Here is a 16,285-nt window from a genome sequence, read left to right as displayed (position 1 = left end):
ACGGAATCTCGTTAAGAAAAGCGACGATAGAACTTATTCACGACCCGGCAGTTTTTTCCACGCGACTTTATCACGCAGATAAACTGGGCTCGCCTGCTCGGCTTCGACCGTATTACCCTGCTCAAGTTCATATTTCGCAAGAATAACCATGTCTTGAGCATCTGGGTAAAGGACATCTCCCGCTTCTAGGTTCAGAGAGATTGAACTTAAACCGTCTTCGTATGCGCCCCAGCCTGTACCTGCCGTCGTCCATGCTAACGGCGAAGCGTCAAGAAGCTGCCCCACCTCTTGTGGTGGAATCACACACTCCGACACAACAGCAATCCAATCGCCACTCTCTAAACGCTGATATTGACCTAAATAGACTTCGCTCATGCGAGCATCTATGGCGGCAATGACTTGCTCTTTACCGTGCAAGCGATAGTTCGCTTGAGCCATTGCTTTGAGTGTGGAGATACCGATCATGGGTAGATCAGCACCAAAACCTAGGCCTTGTGCGATACCGATACCGATGCGCACACCCGTAAAGCTGCCGGGACCGCGACCAAATGCGAGGGCATCTAAGTCTGTTAGTGTTAAGCCTGCTTCTTTCAGCACTTCATCAACCATAGGCAAGACCTTCTTGGTGTGATCACGAGGTGCTACCTCGCTGCGGCTATATACCTTGTCACCAACAAGTAGGGCTACCGAACAGTTTTCAGTGGCTGTATCTACAGCAAGTATTTTAACGCTCATTTAAATCTCTAATCTTGGGTTCGTTCAACGGTTAAAAAATCCGTGATGATATTCAGATCACGCGTGCGAGGTATGGGCGGCAAACTTGAAAGAAAGACACCACCATAATCACGAGTGACCATACGATTGTCACACAAGATCAACGCACCGCGATCTTTTTTATCTCGAATAAGACGTCCAACCCCTTGTTTAAGGGTGATCACCGCATCCGGTATCTGAACGTCACTAAATGGATCGCCTCCCTTCAGGCGGCAATCTTCAATTCGTGCTTTAAGCAGCGGGTCATCCGGTGCTGTAAAGGGTAATTTATCAATAATAACACAGCTCAGCGCATCCCCCCTAACATCTATCCCTTCCCAAAACGCCCCAGTCGCAACCAACAAAGCGTTGCCAAGCTCCATGAACTCCGCCAACGTTTTCTGTTTAGTGGTTTCACCTTGCATTAAAACCGGAATCGATAGAATCTCGCGAAAGCCTTCCGCCAATTCACGCATCATAGAGTGGGACGTACACAAGAAAAAACAGCGTCCATTATTGTGTTCTATCACTGGGGCTAGCAGTTGCACTAACTTATTCGCAAGACCAGGGCTGTTAGGCTCTGGCAAATAGCGAGGTACACACAGACGCGCTTGATTCTGATAGTCAAAAGGACTTGGCAAAGAAAACTGTTTCGTGGGTTTTAGACCCAACCGGGCTGAGAAATGGTCAAAGTTGCCGTTCACCGCAAGTGTCGCTGAAGTGAAAATCCAGGCCCCTTGCTTGAGTTCAATCTGCTCGTAGAACTTATCCGCCACCGATAAAGGGGTGATATGCAAAGCAAAGTGGCGATTGGTTGTTTCATACCAATAGCTATACCCGGTAATGGACACATCACACACACGTTCAATACGGTTGGCGATGGTTGTGGCTCGTTCAAACGCGGCATCGAGAATTTGGCTGCGTCCAAGCGCTATTTTGAGCACCTCTAGTGCAAAATCAAGCGACTCATTGAGACGAGAAATAGCTCGACTGATTGACGGTGAATTAACCGCCTCACGCCAGTTGCCACGAAAGCCAGCGTCACCCAGGTTAAGGCGTAAATCCATCGCGGTTTGTACCAACTGCTCTGCAACTTTGCTGAGCTGTTTCATATCTTTAGCTTCGGTGCGATAGCCAATTTCGATATCTTTGGCGAGCTCATGGATCATTCGACTCGATACGGTTTGCCCAAAGTATTGGCTGGCAATATCTGGGATCTGATGTGCCTCATCGAAAATGAACACTTCCGCCTCGGGAATTAGCTCGCCAAACCCCGTCTCTTTGATGGCTAAATCTGCAAGAAATAGATGATGATTCACCACGACGACATCGGCGTCCATTGCGCGTTTACGCGCTTTTAAGACAAAGCAATCTGTATAACTCGGACACTCTTTGCCTAAACAGTTATCGTTGGTTGAGGTAATGGTGGGAATGATCGGACTGTCTTCTGCAATATCTTCGCACTCACCTAAGTCACCGCTTTTTGTGGAAGAAGACCAGTCTCTGACTTTAATGAGCTGACTCAGCGAGTCATTTTCCACTTGAATACTGTGCACTTCTACCATCTGACGGCTAAGTCGATCTAAGCACAGGTAGTTGGCGCGACCTTTAAGCAATGCGACAGAGCCAAAATAGCCCAACGCATCCACCATCAAAGGCAAGTCTCGGTGAAATAGCTGCTCTTGAAGATTTTTAGACCCTGTACTGATGATGACTTTCTTACCACTTAGTAGGGCAGGTACTAAGTAGGCGAAGGTTTTGCCCGTCCCCGTTCCAGCCTCAACCACCAGTTGACTCTGCTTTTGAATTGCTTCATGAGCAGCATGGGCCATATCGAGCTGAGGTTGACGCGGTTGGAAGCCAGGAATGGCTTTACCTAACGCGCCTTCGGCAGAAAAGGTCTTTTCAATCATTACAGTACGTGGGTGGTGAGCTAGAACACGAATTATGGCAGTTTTACTTGCCTGACGCGACATTCTTTAGTTGAAACCGACCGAAGAATAAATAATGATTAGGGACAATTAGCGGAACTCCTACCGACAATAATTGGAGTCGCTGAACGGAATGTAAATTAATCATGGAAGTATTTCGTCAATGGAAAAGAAAACACTATTAACCCATTGCAGTGACGCACCGGGACTCATCTCAAAGATCACTAATATCTGTTACAAACATCAACTCAATATTATTCATAACAATGAATTTGTTGATAACACCAGCGGTCACTTTTTTATGCGCACCGAACTGGAAGGGTATTTCAACGATCAAACCTTTCTCGCAGACCTCGACCAAGCTCTACCTGATGGCGCGAATCGCAAGCTGGTCGACTCTTCACGTAAAAAAGTGGTGATTCTAGTGACAAAAGAAGCGCACTGTTTAGGTGATATCCTCATGAAGACATACGATGGCAGTCTTGATGTCGACATCGCAGCGGTCGTCGGTAACTACGACACCTTGCAATCACTCACGGAAAAGTTCGACATTCCCTATCACTGTGTGTCGCACGAAGGACTGAATCGCGATGAGCATGAGAAGAAGGTGCTGGAAGTCATTGAACAGTACCAGCCCGACTATTTAGTACTAGCAAAATATATGCGTGTGCTTAACCCTGCATTTGTTGAGAAATACCATCATAAGATCATTAACATCCACCACAGCTTCTTGCCTGCGTTTATTGGTGCAAAGCCTTATCAACAAGCCTATGAGCGCGGCGTGAAGATCATTGGTGCAACCGCTCACTTTGTGACGAATGACCTTGATGAAGGTCCAATCATCAAACAAGACGTTATTCCGGTTGACCATAACTTTAGTGCCAAAGACATGGCACAAGCTGGTCGAGATGTCGAAAAAAATGTCTTGAGCAAAGCGCTAAACAAAGTGCTCAATGATCACGTATTTGTCTACGGAAACAAAACGGTTATCTTGTAGCACCTAATGCGTGGTGTACGAAATCGCATTTTCTACACCACGCCCCCAACCCTCATCAATCCTCTATCACAACTCTCAACGATTCAACTACCCAGCTGCCGTTATTTTCGATATTATCTCAGAACATAACTCAAAGGTAATACAATATGACTAACGCATTTAAACAAGCTGCCTCAGAGCTACTTAACCGCCGTGTAGCGGGTACAAAAGCCCCTCGTCTTGAAGAGTCTCAACGCCCTCATAACGTTGAAGACGCTCTAGAGATCCAGTCATCAATGATTGATCTTCACAGCGACAAAGTGGGTGGCTGGAAATGTCTACTTCCGCTTGCTGATGATAAGTTTGTAGTAGCGCCTATCTTTGCTGACAGTATTCAGCAAGGGGACACGTGTGAACTGTTTGCTGACAACAACGCTGCTCGCGTTGAGCCTGAGATTGCTTTCGTTCTTAACAAAGCACTGCCAGCAAATCCAAACGGTTACAGTGAAGAAGAGATCAATGAAGCGATTGGCTCTTGCCACATGGCGCTTGAGCTGATGCAAGCACGCTTTGCTGACGACAGCGGTGCGGAATTTTTTGAAAAACTCGCAGACTGTCTAGTCAATCAAGGTATGTTCATTGGCCCGGAAATCGAGCGTGAAAGAGCGTTCGCCGCAGCGAATATCGATATCACAGTAAGCCAAGAAGGTAACGAGCAAACTTTCGCGGGTACTCACCCAAATTCACTGGCACAAACGCCAATCTACTGGTTAATCAACTACATGACTCGCCGTGGTACTGACTTTGCCGCAGGTGAAGCTATCATCACGGGCTCATACTGTGGCATCGTGGAAGTTGAATTCAACAAACCAACGACCATTGATTATGCAGGTATCGGCGCTTACCAAGTAACGTTCACTGCCAAGCAGTAACTTACCGAGCTAAAGCAAGATCAAAGAAGGGCGAAACATCGCCCTTCTTGTTTTACACTGTCTTAGTACTTCTAAAGCTTGATTGCTAGCTCAACACCTTGCTTAATCGCTCTCACCGCATCTAACTCGCCCGCATAGTCGGCTCCACCAATCACGTGAAGCTTATCACCCAGTTGATCCCATTGATTCTCAAATGGTCTTACTGACTCCTGGCCTGCACACACAATAATTTTATCCGCATCAAGGAGTTGCTGCTTTCCGTTTAGTGTGATGTGTAACCCTTCCCCATCGACTTTGTTATAGCTCACACCACCGACGAGGTTTACACCGCGTTTTTCAAGCGTTCTCTTGTGAATCCAACCGGTCGTTTTTCCTGGCCCTTTACCCACTCGCCCTTTTTTACGCTGTAATAACCACACCGTTTTTTCGGCAACGGAATCAGGAAATGGATATAAGCCGCCAGGTTGTTCCATCTCTTTATCAATCCCCCAGTCATGTAACCAATCATCCAGGTTGTGACCTTGAGGCTCTGTTAACATACTCGCGACGTCGACACCGATGCCACCCGCACCAATAATTGCAACTTTGTCACCAACTGGAGTTTTGTCTCGAATTAGAGTTTGGTAATCCAAAACCTTCTCAGAGCCTTCCAAACCATCAATCGAGACTTTTCTCGGCTCTACGCCCGTTGCCAACACAACCTCATCGTACTCTTTGAGCTGGGCTAAATCCGCTTCGGTATCAAGCAACAAGTTCACGCCCGTCTCTTCAATGCGGTTTGCGAAATAGCGAATGGTTTCACGAAATTCTTCTTTGCCCGGAATCTGCATCGCCAATCTAAATTGACCACCAATTCGATCGTTACGCTCGATCAAATCAACGCGATGTCCACGCTGCGCGAGAGTGGTTGCACAAGCAAGACCGGCAGGTCCTGCCCCAACAACAGCAACGGTCTTTTGCTGCTGTGTCGGCTCAACTTTGAGTTCTGCTTCACGACAAGCTAGCGGATTGACCAAACAACTCGCCGCTTTGCCCTTAAATACGTTATCTAAACAAGCTTGGTTACAGCCGATACAAGTGTTGATTAGGTGGCTTCGCTCCTGTTCCGTTTTCTGAACAAAATATGGATCCGCCAGGAATGGTCTTGCCATCGACACCATATCAGCCTGACCTGAAGCCAAGATTTTCTCTGCTTCTTCGGGTGTATTAATTCGGTTGCAGGTCACGACTGGAATAGAGACATGAGGTTTCACCTTCTCTGTTACCCAAGTGAACGCCCCGCGCGGTACTTGCGTGGCAATCGTCGGAATACGTGCTTCATGCCAACCAATACCGGTATTGATGATGGTCACACCTGCCACTTCTAACTCTTTGGCCAACTCGACCACATCCTCGAATGTGCTGCCTTGCTCCACCAAATCAAGCATTGAGAGACGGAAAATAATAATGAACTCTTTGCCCACCGCTTTGCGCATCGATTTAACAACTTCTAATGGAAAACGCATTCGCTTCTTGTAACTGCCACCCCACTCGTCGTAACGCATGTTGGTTCTCTTACAGAGAAACTGGTTAATGAGATAGCCTTCTGAGCCCATAATTTCGACACCATCGTAACCGGCAAGTTGGGCAAGAGAAGCACTATTCGAGAAGGCTTCAATCGTATTTCTGATTTGACGTGAGCTCATTTCACTCGGAGCAAAGCGAGCAATAGGGGCTTTTATCGAGGATGCACTTTGCGCGAATGGATGCATGGCATAGCGACCCGCATGCAGAATTTGCAATGCAATCTTTCCACCATGACGGTGCACCGCTTCTGTGACTACTTTATGCGCCTGGGCATGTTTGGGCTTACTAAACTCCGCACTTAGAGGATGTAATCGGCCACGCAAGTTTGGAGAGAAGCCGCCAGTAACAATCAATCCAACACCGCCTTTGGCTCGTTCTTCATAAAACGCCGCAAGCTTTTGTAAGCCCTCCTTGTGCTCTTCAAGTCCTGTGTGCATTGAGCCCATCAGCACTCTGTTACGTAACTGTGTAAAACCAAGGTCTAAGGGTTGGAGTAGATTCGGGTACATGGCTAACTTCGCTTTCTCGTTATTGGACGATAACGCTCAACGTATGTTTTTTATGATGAGCAATTTTTATTGTTATGGTCTGACCAGAATAGGCAGCCAAAACTCAAAAATCAAACACCCGTTTACATTTTTGCAACAACGATCAATTGATGATTTTCACCTAAAGTTGTTAGAAGACATAGCTTAACGTAGGATGTGAGGCTATCTCCCTGTTATCACAGGATGCGAACCTCACTGTGGAGAACCAATGAAAACTCTGTTCAAGTTTATCGGCATGATATTCAAAGGTATTTGGAAAGGTATTACCTTTATTCGGTTGGCGCTCGCCAATCTACTTTTCCTGCTATTTATCGGTATTTTCGTCTTTACCTACAAGCAGACGGAGAAAGCCACCGCGCTGCCAGAAGTCAAGAAAGAGTCAGCACTGATTGTTAACATTTCTGGCCCAATCGTTGAAGAGCGCTCTTACATCAACCCAATGGACTCCCTAACGGGCTCTTTGCTCGGTAGTGAGATGCCAAGAGAGAACGTATTGTTCGACATCGTGGAAACTATCCGCCACGCAAAAGATGACCCGCAAATCACCGGCATTGTTTTGGCTCTCAACGAGATGCCGGAGACTAATCTGACTAAACTTCGCTACATTGCCAAAGCATTAACCGAGTTTCGCGCATCGGGTAAACCTGTGTATTCGGCCGGAGGTATGTACAACCAAAGTCAGTACTACTTAGCAAGTTATGCCGACAAAGTCTTCTTGTCGCCAGACGGTGGTGTGTTATTAAAAGGCTACAGCGCTTACAACCTCTACTACAAAGAGCTATTAGAGAAGCTGGATGTCAACACTCACGTTTTCCGCGTTGGCACCTATAAATCTGCGATTGAGCCGTTTACGCGTGACGACATGTCAGATGAAGCGAAAGAATCTGCATCTCGCTGGTTGAGCCAAATGTGGGGGGCGTACGTTGATGATGTGTCTGCCAATCGTGATATCACGCCAGAGGCACTCAACCCATCAATGGAAGAGTTCCTCGCGCTCATGAAAGAGGTTAACGGTGATCTTGCCGCACTCGCGTTAAAAATCGGTTTGGTGGATGAGCTCGCAACTCGTCAAGAGATCCGTGCTCAAATGGCAGATGTGTTTGGAGCAAAAGGCAAAGATAGCTACAACGCGATTGGCTTTTATGAGTATCAAAACACCTTTATTAGTGATAACTCAAGCGCAAAAGACGACATTGCAGTAGTGGTTGTGAGCGGTGCGATTATGGATGGTCGTCAGCAGCGCAACACTGTTGGCGGCGATACTACGGCTGCTCTTTTGCGCCAAGCACGAAATGACGACTCAGTGAAGGCGGTTGTCTTACGTGTCGATAGCCCTGGGGGTAGCGCTTTTGCTTCCGAGGTGATTCGCCATGAGGTTGTTGCTCTGCGCGAAGCAGGAAAACCTGTTGTTGTATCCATGTCTAGTCTAGCCGCATCCGGTGGTTACTGGGTATCCATGAGCGCAGATAAAATCCTCGCTCAACCAACAACACTCACTGGTTCAATTGGTGTCTTTAGCGTCATCACGACCTTCGAGAAAGGGCTCGATAACATTGGCGTCAAAACTGACGGTATCGGTACTTCCCCATTCTCGGGTGTGGGCGTGACAACCGGCTTGTCTGCTGGAGCATCAGAAGCTATCCAACTTGGTGTTGAGCACGCTTACAACCGCTTCACCGGCTTAGTTGCCGAAGGACGGAATATTGATGTAGCGAAAATGGAGAGCATCGCGGAAGGTCGAGTATGGACGGGACAAGACGCGATGGATCTCGGGCTGGTCGATGCCATGGGTGACTTTGACGATGCTATGGCTACCGCAGCACTACTCGCTGACATTGAAGAGTACAACGTGTACTGGGTACAAGAGCCTCTATCGCCACTGCAACAATTTGTTCAAGAGATGTTCAACCAAGTGTCCATTGCAGCATTCGAGCACTTTGAGATCTCGCTACCCGCAGCCATCACACCCATGGCTAAGCAAATTGCGCAAGATAGTAACCTATTGAATAGTTTTAATGACCCCAAGGGTCACTATGCCTTGTGCTTAAATTGTAATCTGCTCTGAGTGTAGAAACCAAAAACCACGACCACAAAGTACATTTCACCTAGACTAAAAGGACGCTGATTATATAATTGGCGTCCTTTTTCCTATTCTGAAGCAGCCCTATGACTAGAAAGCATATCTACATCGCGTATACAGGCGGCACGATCGGCATGCAGAAATCCGATCACGGCTATATCCCTGTCGCAGGTTTTATGGAGAAACAACTGGCGAGCATGCCTGAGTTCCATCGTCCTGAGATGCCTGAATATACGATCCATGAGTATGAGCCATTGATCGACTCTTCGGATATGACGCCTATGGACTGGCAACAGATCGCAGATGACATTCGCGACAATTACGACAAGTATGATGGCTTCGTCATTTTGCATGGTACAGATACCATGGCTTACACAGCATCAGCGCTGTCATTTATGCTAGAGAATCTTGGCAAACCCGTCATCGTTACGGGGTCGCAAATTCCACTGGCAGAACTGCGCTCAGATGGTCAAGCTAATTTGCTTAATGCATTGCATATCGCTGCTAACTACCCAATCAACGAAGTCACCCTGTTCTTCAACAACCAATTGATGCGTGGCAACCGCAGTACCAAGTCACATGCTGATGGTTTTAACGCATTTACCTCACCAAACCTACCAGCCCTGCTAGAGGCCGGAATCAGTATCAAAGTCAGTAATGGTGTTGAAGTCGATAAAAAGCCAGAAGGCGATTTCTTCGTCCACAACATCACGCCTCAACCCATCGGCGTGATCACCATGTATCCAGGTATTTCACACGAGGTCATTCGTAATACGCTGCGCCAACCTGTGAACGCAATGATTCTGCTTACTTTTGGTGTGGGTAACGCTCCGCAGAACGCTGAGCTACTCGGCCACCTCAAAGAAGCATCAGAGCGCGGTGTGATCGTGGTGAACTTAACTCAATGTTTAGCAGGCAAAGTGAACATGGGCGGATACGCAACAGGGTGTGCACTTGCTGACGCAGGCGTTATCAGTGGGTTTGATATGACACCAGAAGCCGCATTAGCCAAACTACACTTCCTACTCAGTCAAAACCTCAGTTATGAAGAAGTAAAAGCGCAAATGCAACAGGTGTTGCGTGGTGAAATGAGCTTGTAACAAAGAGTGTAAAAACAGCATTTAGCTATTTATTCGCGATTTTTAGATACGAATTGTTAAAAAAGGTAGCCACAATGGCTACCTTTTTTTTATCATCGCATCACAACAATGTGTCGAAAGAAATCATGCTTCATTTTCTGTTACTTTAAAGCGGGCTATGTCTTGCGACTGCGGTTGAAATTCACGTTTTAACTCGCTTTTCGATTTGAAAGCAATATCACCACCCGCAGCAATCGTCATATGTTGTGCTTCGGTATTATGCTTGGATTGATAAAGCATGACAGCTTGCATGCATGAGTCACGCTGAGCTTGGGTTAGCGTCTGGCCTTCAGGCCAACGGCCCGTTTCAACAGCATAGGTCAAGCGTTGGTACACTTCTGGGGTAATGGCTTCAAGTAGCTTGTTTGCATCCATGATGATTATCCTTGTTCTAACGGTATCTATTTTTTGACGGCTAACAGGCGTTTGAAACCCTTAATGAGATACTGAAATATTTTGTTACAAATACAATAACTCTCTGGTAAAACCAGTCAACCGTCAGACAATTAATAAGCGGAATTGATCACGCATATGATGTATCAGTTGGTAAAACTCAGTCTATTAACAGCGACAATCATTTTTCTAAGTGGCTGTTTCGACAATACGACAGACACAGACAGGCTTTGTGCAGACAACCCAGACCTAAAGTGCCAGTTCCTCAATATGGAGGACGGTCAATGTCGAATCGACCGCACCAATTTAGTTTGGCAACGTTACGACAAGCTAAAAAGCCCCACTGATGTCAACAAAATCAAAGAGATTGAGTTGGTTGCAAAGTATCGTTCGTGCCTTGAACTGGCTGCACAAATAGAGCCTCTAGACGCACGTGAGCGCAAAACGAAGCGCGTTGAAACCATGATTTTCATGGGAGAAGAATATCGCCGCCTCGTAGAAGAGCTTAAGACCTCCGACTCTGCTGAAGTCCTTTACTTTCTCTGGTCACACACTGGCGACGATGCTTCTCGACGCCGTTTTTTACAACGTGAAGGACGCCCAGAGCTAGAGACTGCTGAAATGCAGTATGCTTTAGCAACATTTTATAGTTCTAGAGACGAGCAGAAGACTGAGCAACTCCTGCACCGTTCTCTTGAGCTTTCAAAGACAGCTAAGCCCAATACAGAGATATTCAAAACACTGAGCAGTTTATACTATAAAAACCAACGCTTAGATCAAGCATACCTATGGTCTATGGTTGCTAAATCTCACGGTGTTGCCATTGCATCAAAGCAAGAGCTCAATTACCTTTACAGCGATTTAAGCAATGAGCAAAAACAAGACCTAGAGGCGCAAGCCAATTCAATTTTGCAGGAAATTGAACTTCACACCTACCAATCTCGCTCTATTAAATTTCGATAAAAAGCCCTTTCGCCAGTCAACGCACGATTGCACTGGCGAACATTTCACTCCGCTTTCAGTTTTATTAACTTTCATTTTTGTTAAATATTAACGAAACTGAATTAACACAGTAACGTTCTCCTGTCGTTGGCGGCCCATCTGGGAACACATGCCCCAAATGGCTATCGCAACGAGCACAGCGAATTTCAGTTCGAACCATACCGTGACTTGTATCGCGCAAATAACGGATGGCTTCATCATTTATAGCGGCATCAAAGCTTGGCCATCCACAACCAGAGTCGAACTTATTCTCGGACTCGAAAAGTGGTGCTTGGCAGCAAGTGCAATGGTAAATACCTGTATCTCTATTGTGGAGTAACGTCCCTGAAAATGGCGCTTCGGTACCTTGCTCTCGGCACACTCTGAACTCTTCTGCGGTTAACTCCTGACGCCATACGGAATCAGGCTTCTCTATCTTTTCCATTCTCGTTTTCCACTTTCTATTATTATTGGTTGTACGAGGATCGAGTCCTCTAGATTGCTGACTAAAACTTTTAAAATTAAGACTTGCGAAACAGCATGGTTGTAGCACATACTTTCTCACCGTAACAAGGTAATACTAAACCCTGAAATTTCTCTGTTGGCTTGGTATTTTAAGTGAACGCTTGATGAAATAAACCTGTAACACGCATAAAAAACGAGCATTTAAGACAAATTGTGAAAAAAATCGGATGTTTTTTTTGACATGAAACAACTTAAGTCGGATTATCTGTTGCAGAATTTCAACCGGTTTTGTAATTTTACTACCAGTTATCTTTCATCAAGAAATATAAAGTTGTGGAGCAACTATAATGACTATCAAAGTAGGTATTAATGGTTTTGGCCGTATCGGTCGTTTCGTTTTCCGTGCAGCACAAGAGCGCGCTGACATCGAAGTAGTAGGTATCAACGACCTAATCGACGTAGATTACATGGCTTACATGCTTAAGTATGACTCAACTCACGGCCGTTTCAACGGTACTGTTGAAGTTGAAGGCGGTAACCTAATCGTTAACGGTAAAACTGTACGTGTTACAGCTGAGCGTAACCCAGAAGACCTAAAATGGGACGAAATCGGTGTTGACGTTGTTGCTGAAGCAACGGGTCTTTTCCTAACTGACGAGACTGCACGTAAGCACATCACTGCTGGTGCGAAGAAAGTTGTTCTAACTGGTCCTTCAAAAGACGCTACTCCAATGTTCGTTAGCGGCGTAAACTTCGACACTTACGCTGGTCAAGACATCGTTTCTAACGCTTCTTGTACGACTAACTGTCTAGCGCCTATCGCTAAAGTTCTTAACGACAAGTTCGGTATCGAGTCTGGTCTAATGACTACAGTTCACGCTACTACAGCAACTCAAAAAACTGTAGATGGCCCTTCTGCTAAAGACTGGCGCGGTGGCCGTGGTGCTTCTCAGAACATCATCCCATCTTCAACTGGTGCTGCTAAAGCTGTAGGCGTTGTACTTCCAGAAGTAAACGGCAAACTAACTGGTATGGCTTTCCGCGTACCAACTGCTAACGTTTCTGTAGTTGATCTAACAGTTAACCTTAAGAACGGTGCTTCTTACGAAGCTATCTGTGCAGCTATGAAAGAAGCTTCTGAAGGCGAAATGGCTGGCGTTCTTGGTTACACTGAAGACCAAGTTGTTTCTCAAGACTTCATCGGTGAAGTTTGCACTTCAGTATTCGATGCTAAAGCTGGTATCGCACTTAACGACAAGTTCGTTAAAGTTGTATCTTGGTACGACAACGAAATCGGTTACTCAAACAAAGTTCTAGACCTAATCGCTCACGTATCTAAGTAATCACTTAGATTAAGCGTTTAGCATAGAATTATGTTGAAGAAAGGCGACTTTAGGGTCGCCTTTTTAGTACCTGTCATACAGAAGTGTTGATAGCAATGTCTTCATTGTTCTCCAAGAATCGACGATATCGCTATTCATATTTCTCTTCCCCCTTCTGGAGATAACTCAATGGACTATTCAACTCTCCCAGCGATAAGCGCACTCTCAGACTGTGTAAGCATCGCCAAACTTGATGACATCAAAGTTGTTCGTATTCAACATGAAAAGGCGACAGCCGCGATCTCCTTGCATGGTGGTCATGTGCTGTCGTTTACCCCAAACGGTCAACAGGACCTGATCTGGATGAGCCAAGAAGCTCAATTTGACGGAAAGGCAGCTATCCGTGGTGGTATTCCTGTATGCTGGCCGTGGTTTGGTCGAATAGCGGCGCCTGCACACGGTTTTGCCCGTACTACCCAATGGGAGTTGGTTGAACACCGCGAGAACGATAAAGGCGTCATCGTAGAGCTCGCCCTTTTCCCATCAGAAGAAACGCATGATATTTGGCCACACCTGTTTGATGTTCGCTTAGTGATCGAGGTCGCTGAGCAGATGAAAGTATCGCTTAATATCATCAACATCGACGATGAAGAGTGGACGTTCTCTGGAGCACTACACACCTACCTCAATGTTGGTGACATCCGCCAAACCAAAACAACAGGAATGGGACCACAGTATCTAGACAGCTTGCAAGGCGGTAAGCAATGTGAAGGTGGTGACGCTCTTGTATTAACGGGCACTATTGACCGTGTATACACGCATCCAGAAGCTCAAATTAACGTTCACGACCCTATCATCAATCGGGTGATCACAGTGGAAAATCAGGGACACAATTCGGCTGTACTCTGGAACCCATGGGCAGAAGGCGCTCAATCAATGGATGATATGAGTGACGAAGGCTATCAGACAATGATCTGTGTCGAGTCAAGCGTTCACGCGAACGACATTACACAAGGTGTTACCTTACAACCGGGGGAAACACACGTTCTGTCTACCGTTATCGGTGCTTAATTTCCCTCTGGGGCTAAGTTCCTCCCTTTAGCCCCTTGTTAATTCCTGTTAGACTTGGCGCACTTTCATCTAAGAACCCTTTGCCATGTCCTACCAATGTCCGCTTTGTCATCAATCGCTAACCTTGACTGACCGTACCTACCGTTGCTCAAACAATCATAGCTTCGATCTTGCGAAAGAAGGCTATGTCAACTTGATGCCCGTGCAGCATAAGCGTTCAAAAGATCCTGGTGACAACAAAGAGATGATGCAGGCAAGACGACGCTTTCTTGACCACGATTATTACGCCCGGTTAAGAAATAGAATCGCTGAACTCTGTCTAGAAAATACCCACCAGCAAACGTCTACTATCCTTGATATTGGCTGTGGTGAGGGCTATTACACTTCTCATTTGGCTCAAGAAACACAGTCGACCGTCTTTGGTTTGGATATCTCTAAGGCGATGATTAAACAGGCTGCCAAACGGTACAGTGATGTCAACTTTACGGTAGCTTCAAGCCAGCGCCTGCCCTTCTCTGATAACTCACTCAACGCCGTGGTACGCATATATGCTCCATGTCATCACGATGAGCTTTATCGGACTATCGCCGATAATGGCATCATTATTACCGTTACTCCTGCCGCACGACACTTATTCCAACTTCGCGAACTGATCTACGAAGAGGTTCGGTTACATCACGATGAGGCGGAATCGATCGTTGGTTTTGAGTTGGAATCTGAAGAGAACCTGAGTTATCCAATGCACCTTTCAGGTTCAGATGCGTATGACTTACTGCAGATGACCCCCTTTGCTTGGAAAGCATCGCCAGGGCTCGTTGCTGATTTAAAATCGAGGGAAGCGTTCGTGTGTGACACTGACTTCTCAATCAGGGTCTATCGTAAGGCTCGTTAAAGCATCCTCTATGCCACGCTGATCCCGTGCATGATTTGCTAATAAGCGTGTCCTCTCATAGACTCAAAGTTCATTCTGAGCCGTTCCACAATGACAACACCATTATCGATTGTGGAGGGCTCTTGGGCCGAAGGGGATAGTGGATATGCACAGACGAACAACAACCCATTCCGCAGCAACATTGACCATAACCCTGCTACTCGCCAGTTGCATACAATCGTCTCAAGCGCCTGCGCAGATCCCTTCTATCGCGCACTACTACGACTATCAAATTATCCAAAATAGTAGAGCCCTAGATATAGAGTCTTTGTCAGAAAAGCTTCAAACTGCTGATGTTGTTCTTGTCGGTGAGTGGCACACCCACTCCGCCGTCCATCGCTTTCAGACAGAACTTTATCATCACCTGATTCAATCCAATGAGGAGGTAACCCTCTCAATGGAGCAATTTACGCGAGATAAACAACGCCTAGTGGATGCCTATTTAAGTGGCACCATAGGCGAACAGTTCCTAAAAAAGAAAGCCAATGCTTGGCCTAATTATGAGAGTGACTACCGAGCTTTAGTTGAGCTCGCAAAACTCAATCAGCAGTCCATCGTCGCTGCTAACGCACCTCGGAAAATTGTTCGCTGTGTCGGTCAACGTGGACTGGAGTATCTAGAGGAGCTACCGACCGACGAGCGGAAGTGGGTAGCAACCAACATAGACTTGAGTGATAATCCCTACAAGCAGCAGTTCTTAGCCTCAATGCATCATGACGATCCGTCAATGAATGAACAGCAATATGCCGCTCAGGCAACTTGGGATGAGACGATGGCCGAGAGTATTGTCAATCACCTCGAAAATAATCCAACGAGCAAAGTCATGCATATCGCGGGCGACTTCCACATAAATAAAGGTCTTGGTATCAAACGAGTCATTAATAGGCTCAATTCAGACCTGAGCGTTGTGACGATTAGTCCTTCGTCAGAGGTCGAGTCCGGAAGCGATTTTACCCTTCAAGTATTACCCCCTCCACAACGATATGTTCAAGAAAAGCACCGAATGGAAGCCTATCACTCGTTTGGGCACGGTATTACTCCGGCTTCCTGCGACTAACTTCTATCTGGCGACAAGTAACGCCCAAAAATTCGGCACTAGTTTTGCTAAGTATGTCTGAATACGACTCAGTGTAATTTTCAGCACAAGTTTTTCACATTGCGGTCGATACAATGAATAGGCGACAGGCCGTATAGGAG

General features: G+C 46.3%; 14 protein-coding genes. 9 read left to right on the top strand and 5 right to left on the bottom strand.

Annotation, left to right across the window (positions count from 1 at the left end):
- Positions 1-33 precede the first annotated feature (33 nt).
- Complete coding sequence (tsaB, locus tag GT360_RS05265; RefSeq protein WP_164647856.1) at positions 34-735, bottom strand: tRNA (adenosine(37)-N6)-threonylcarbamoyltransferase complex dimerization subunit type 1 TsaB; 702 nt, start codon at positions 733-735, stop codon at positions 34-36.
- A gap of 8 nt (positions 736-743) precedes the next feature.
- Positions 744-2,666: a DNA repair helicase YoaA gene (locus GT360_RS05260; RefSeq protein ID WP_164647855.1), complete on the bottom strand. Its 1,923-nt coding sequence runs from the start codon at positions 2,664-2,666 to the stop codon at positions 744-746.
- A 181-nt stretch (positions 2,667-2,847) separates the two neighbouring features.
- On the opposite strand from GT360_RS05260, the gene purU reads away from it, so the two are divergent.
- Together purU and GT360_RS05250 are read left to right on the top strand one after the other, a co-directional pair.
- Positions 2,848-3,681 (top strand): formyltetrahydrofolate deformylase, encoded by an 834-nt coding sequence (gene purU, locus GT360_RS05255; protein WP_164647854.1) that lies wholly within the window; start codon positions 2,848-2,850, stop codon positions 3,679-3,681.
- Positions 3,682-3,827: 146 nt separating this feature from the next.
- Complete coding sequence (locus GT360_RS05250; protein WP_164647853.1) at positions 3,828-4,592, top strand: hydratase; 765 nt, start codon at positions 3,828-3,830, stop codon at positions 4,590-4,592.
- A 71-nt stretch (positions 4,593-4,663) separates the two neighbouring features.
- On the opposite strand, the gene GT360_RS05245 is transcribed toward GT360_RS05250, so the two are convergent.
- Entirely contained in the window at positions 4,664-6,667 is a 2,004-nt protein-coding gene (locus GT360_RS05245) for an NADPH-dependent 2,4-dienoyl-CoA reductase (protein WP_164647852.1), read from the bottom strand.
- A gap of 247 nt (positions 6,668-6,914) precedes the next feature.
- On the opposite strand from GT360_RS05245, the gene sppA reads away from it, so the two are divergent.
- Positions 6,915-8,771: a signal peptide peptidase SppA gene (sppA, locus tag GT360_RS05240; protein ID WP_164647851.1), complete on the top strand. Its 1,857-nt coding sequence runs from the start codon at positions 6,915-6,917 to the stop codon at positions 8,769-8,771.
- A 101-nt stretch (positions 8,772-8,872) separates the two neighbouring features.
- Positions 8,873-9,886: an asparaginase gene (ansA, locus tag GT360_RS05235; protein ID WP_164647850.1), complete on the top strand. Its 1,014-nt coding sequence runs from the start codon at positions 8,873-8,875 to the stop codon at positions 9,884-9,886.
- 123 nt (positions 9,887-10,009) lie between these two features.
- Here the strand turns inward: ansA and GT360_RS05230 are convergent, their stop codons facing one another.
- Positions 10,010-10,300, bottom strand: a complete 291-nt coding sequence (locus GT360_RS05230) for a YeaC family protein (RefSeq protein WP_164647849.1) — start codon at positions 10,298-10,300, stop codon at positions 10,010-10,012.
- A gap of 159 nt (positions 10,301-10,459) precedes the next feature.
- Between GT360_RS05230 and GT360_RS05225 the strand changes: the two genes are divergently transcribed.
- Positions 10,460-11,281, top strand: coding sequence for a DUF2989 domain-containing protein (locus GT360_RS05225; RefSeq protein WP_164649582.1), 822 nt, complete (start codon positions 10,460-10,462; stop codon positions 11,279-11,281).
- 64 nt (positions 11,282-11,345) lie between these two features.
- On the opposite strand, the gene msrB is transcribed toward GT360_RS05225, so the two are convergent.
- On the bottom strand, positions 11,346-11,744 hold the full coding sequence (msrB, locus tag GT360_RS05220) for a peptide-methionine (R)-S-oxide reductase MsrB (RefSeq protein WP_164647848.1): 399 nt from the start codon (positions 11,742-11,744) through the stop codon (positions 11,346-11,348).
- Positions 11,745-12,111: 367 nt separating this feature from the next.
- Here msrB and gap point away from each other — a divergent pair, with 367 nt between their 5' ends.
- The 4 genes from gap (at position 12,112) to GT360_RS05200 (ending at position 16,145) form a co-directional block, all read left to right on the top strand.
- Entirely contained in the window at positions 12,112-13,107 is a 996-nt protein-coding gene (gene gap, locus GT360_RS05215) for a type I glyceraldehyde-3-phosphate dehydrogenase (protein WP_164647847.1), read from the top strand.
- 168 nt (positions 13,108-13,275) lie between these two features.
- Positions 13,276-14,157 (top strand): D-hexose-6-phosphate mutarotase, encoded by an 882-nt coding sequence (locus tag GT360_RS05210; RefSeq protein ID WP_164647846.1) that lies wholly within the window; start codon positions 13,276-13,278, stop codon positions 14,155-14,157.
- 85 nt (positions 14,158-14,242) lie between these two features.
- Positions 14,243-15,049: a 23S rRNA (guanine(745)-N(1))-methyltransferase gene (gene rlmA, locus GT360_RS05205; protein ID WP_164647845.1), complete on the top strand. Its 807-nt coding sequence runs from the start codon at positions 14,243-14,245 to the stop codon at positions 15,047-15,049.
- 145 nt (positions 15,050-15,194) lie between these two features.
- Positions 15,195-16,145, top strand: a complete 951-nt coding sequence (locus GT360_RS05200; protein WP_164647844.1) for a ChaN family lipoprotein — start codon at positions 15,195-15,197, stop codon at positions 16,143-16,145.
- The last annotated feature ends 140 nt before the right edge of the window (positions 16,146-16,285 follow it).

Origin of the sequence: Vibrio astriarenae (assembly GCF_010587385.1) — a bacterium.
In the GTDB taxonomy this organism is placed as follows: Bacteria; Pseudomonadota; Gammaproteobacteria; order Enterobacterales; family Vibrionaceae; genus Vibrio; species Vibrio astriarenae.
The sequence above is the reverse complement of the archived record's forward strand: the minus strand, read 5'-3'. Positions and strand labels throughout refer to the sequence as shown.

Bases quoted from the DNA above. Each gene is read 5' to 3' on its own strand.
- tsaB (WP_164647856.1), bottom strand. From the start codon at position 735: ATGAGCGTTAAAATACTTGCTGTAGATACAGCCACTGAAAACTGTTCG.
- GT360_RS05260 (WP_164647855.1), bottom strand. From the start codon at position 2,666: ATGATTGAAAAGACCTTTTCTGCCGAAGGCGCGTTAGGTAAAGCCATT.
- purU (WP_164647854.1), top strand. From the start codon at position 2,848: ATGGAAAAGAAAACACTATTAACCCATTGCAGTGACGCACCGGGACTC.
- GT360_RS05250 (WP_164647853.1), top strand. From the start codon at position 3,828: ATGACTAACGCATTTAAACAAGCTGCCTCAGAGCTACTTAACCGCCGT.
- GT360_RS05245 (WP_164647852.1), bottom strand. From the start codon at position 6,667: ATGTACCCGAATCTACTCCAACCCTTAGACCTTGGTTTTACACAGTTA.
- sppA (WP_164647851.1), top strand. From the start codon at position 6,915: ATGAAAACTCTGTTCAAGTTTATCGGCATGATATTCAAAGGTATTTGG.
- ansA (WP_164647850.1), top strand. From the start codon at position 8,873: ATGACTAGAAAGCATATCTACATCGCGTATACAGGCGGCACGATCGGC.
- GT360_RS05230 (WP_164647849.1), bottom strand. From the start codon at position 10,300: ATGGATGCAAACAAGCTACTTGAAGCCATTACCCCAGAAGTGTACCAA.
- GT360_RS05225 (WP_164649582.1), top strand. From the start codon at position 10,460: ATGTATCAGTTGGTAAAACTCAGTCTATTAACAGCGACAATCATTTTT.
- msrB (WP_164647848.1), bottom strand. From the start codon at position 11,744: ATGGAAAAGATAGAGAAGCCTGATTCCGTATGGCGTCAGGAGTTAACC.
- gap (WP_164647847.1), top strand. From the start codon at position 12,112: ATGACTATCAAAGTAGGTATTAATGGTTTTGGCCGTATCGGTCGTTTC.
- GT360_RS05210 (WP_164647846.1), top strand. From the start codon at position 13,276: ATGGACTATTCAACTCTCCCAGCGATAAGCGCACTCTCAGACTGTGTA.
- rlmA (WP_164647845.1), top strand. From the start codon at position 14,243: ATGTCCTACCAATGTCCGCTTTGTCATCAATCGCTAACCTTGACTGAC.
- GT360_RS05200 (WP_164647844.1), top strand. From the start codon at position 15,195: ATGCACAGACGAACAACAACCCATTCCGCAGCAACATTGACCATAACC.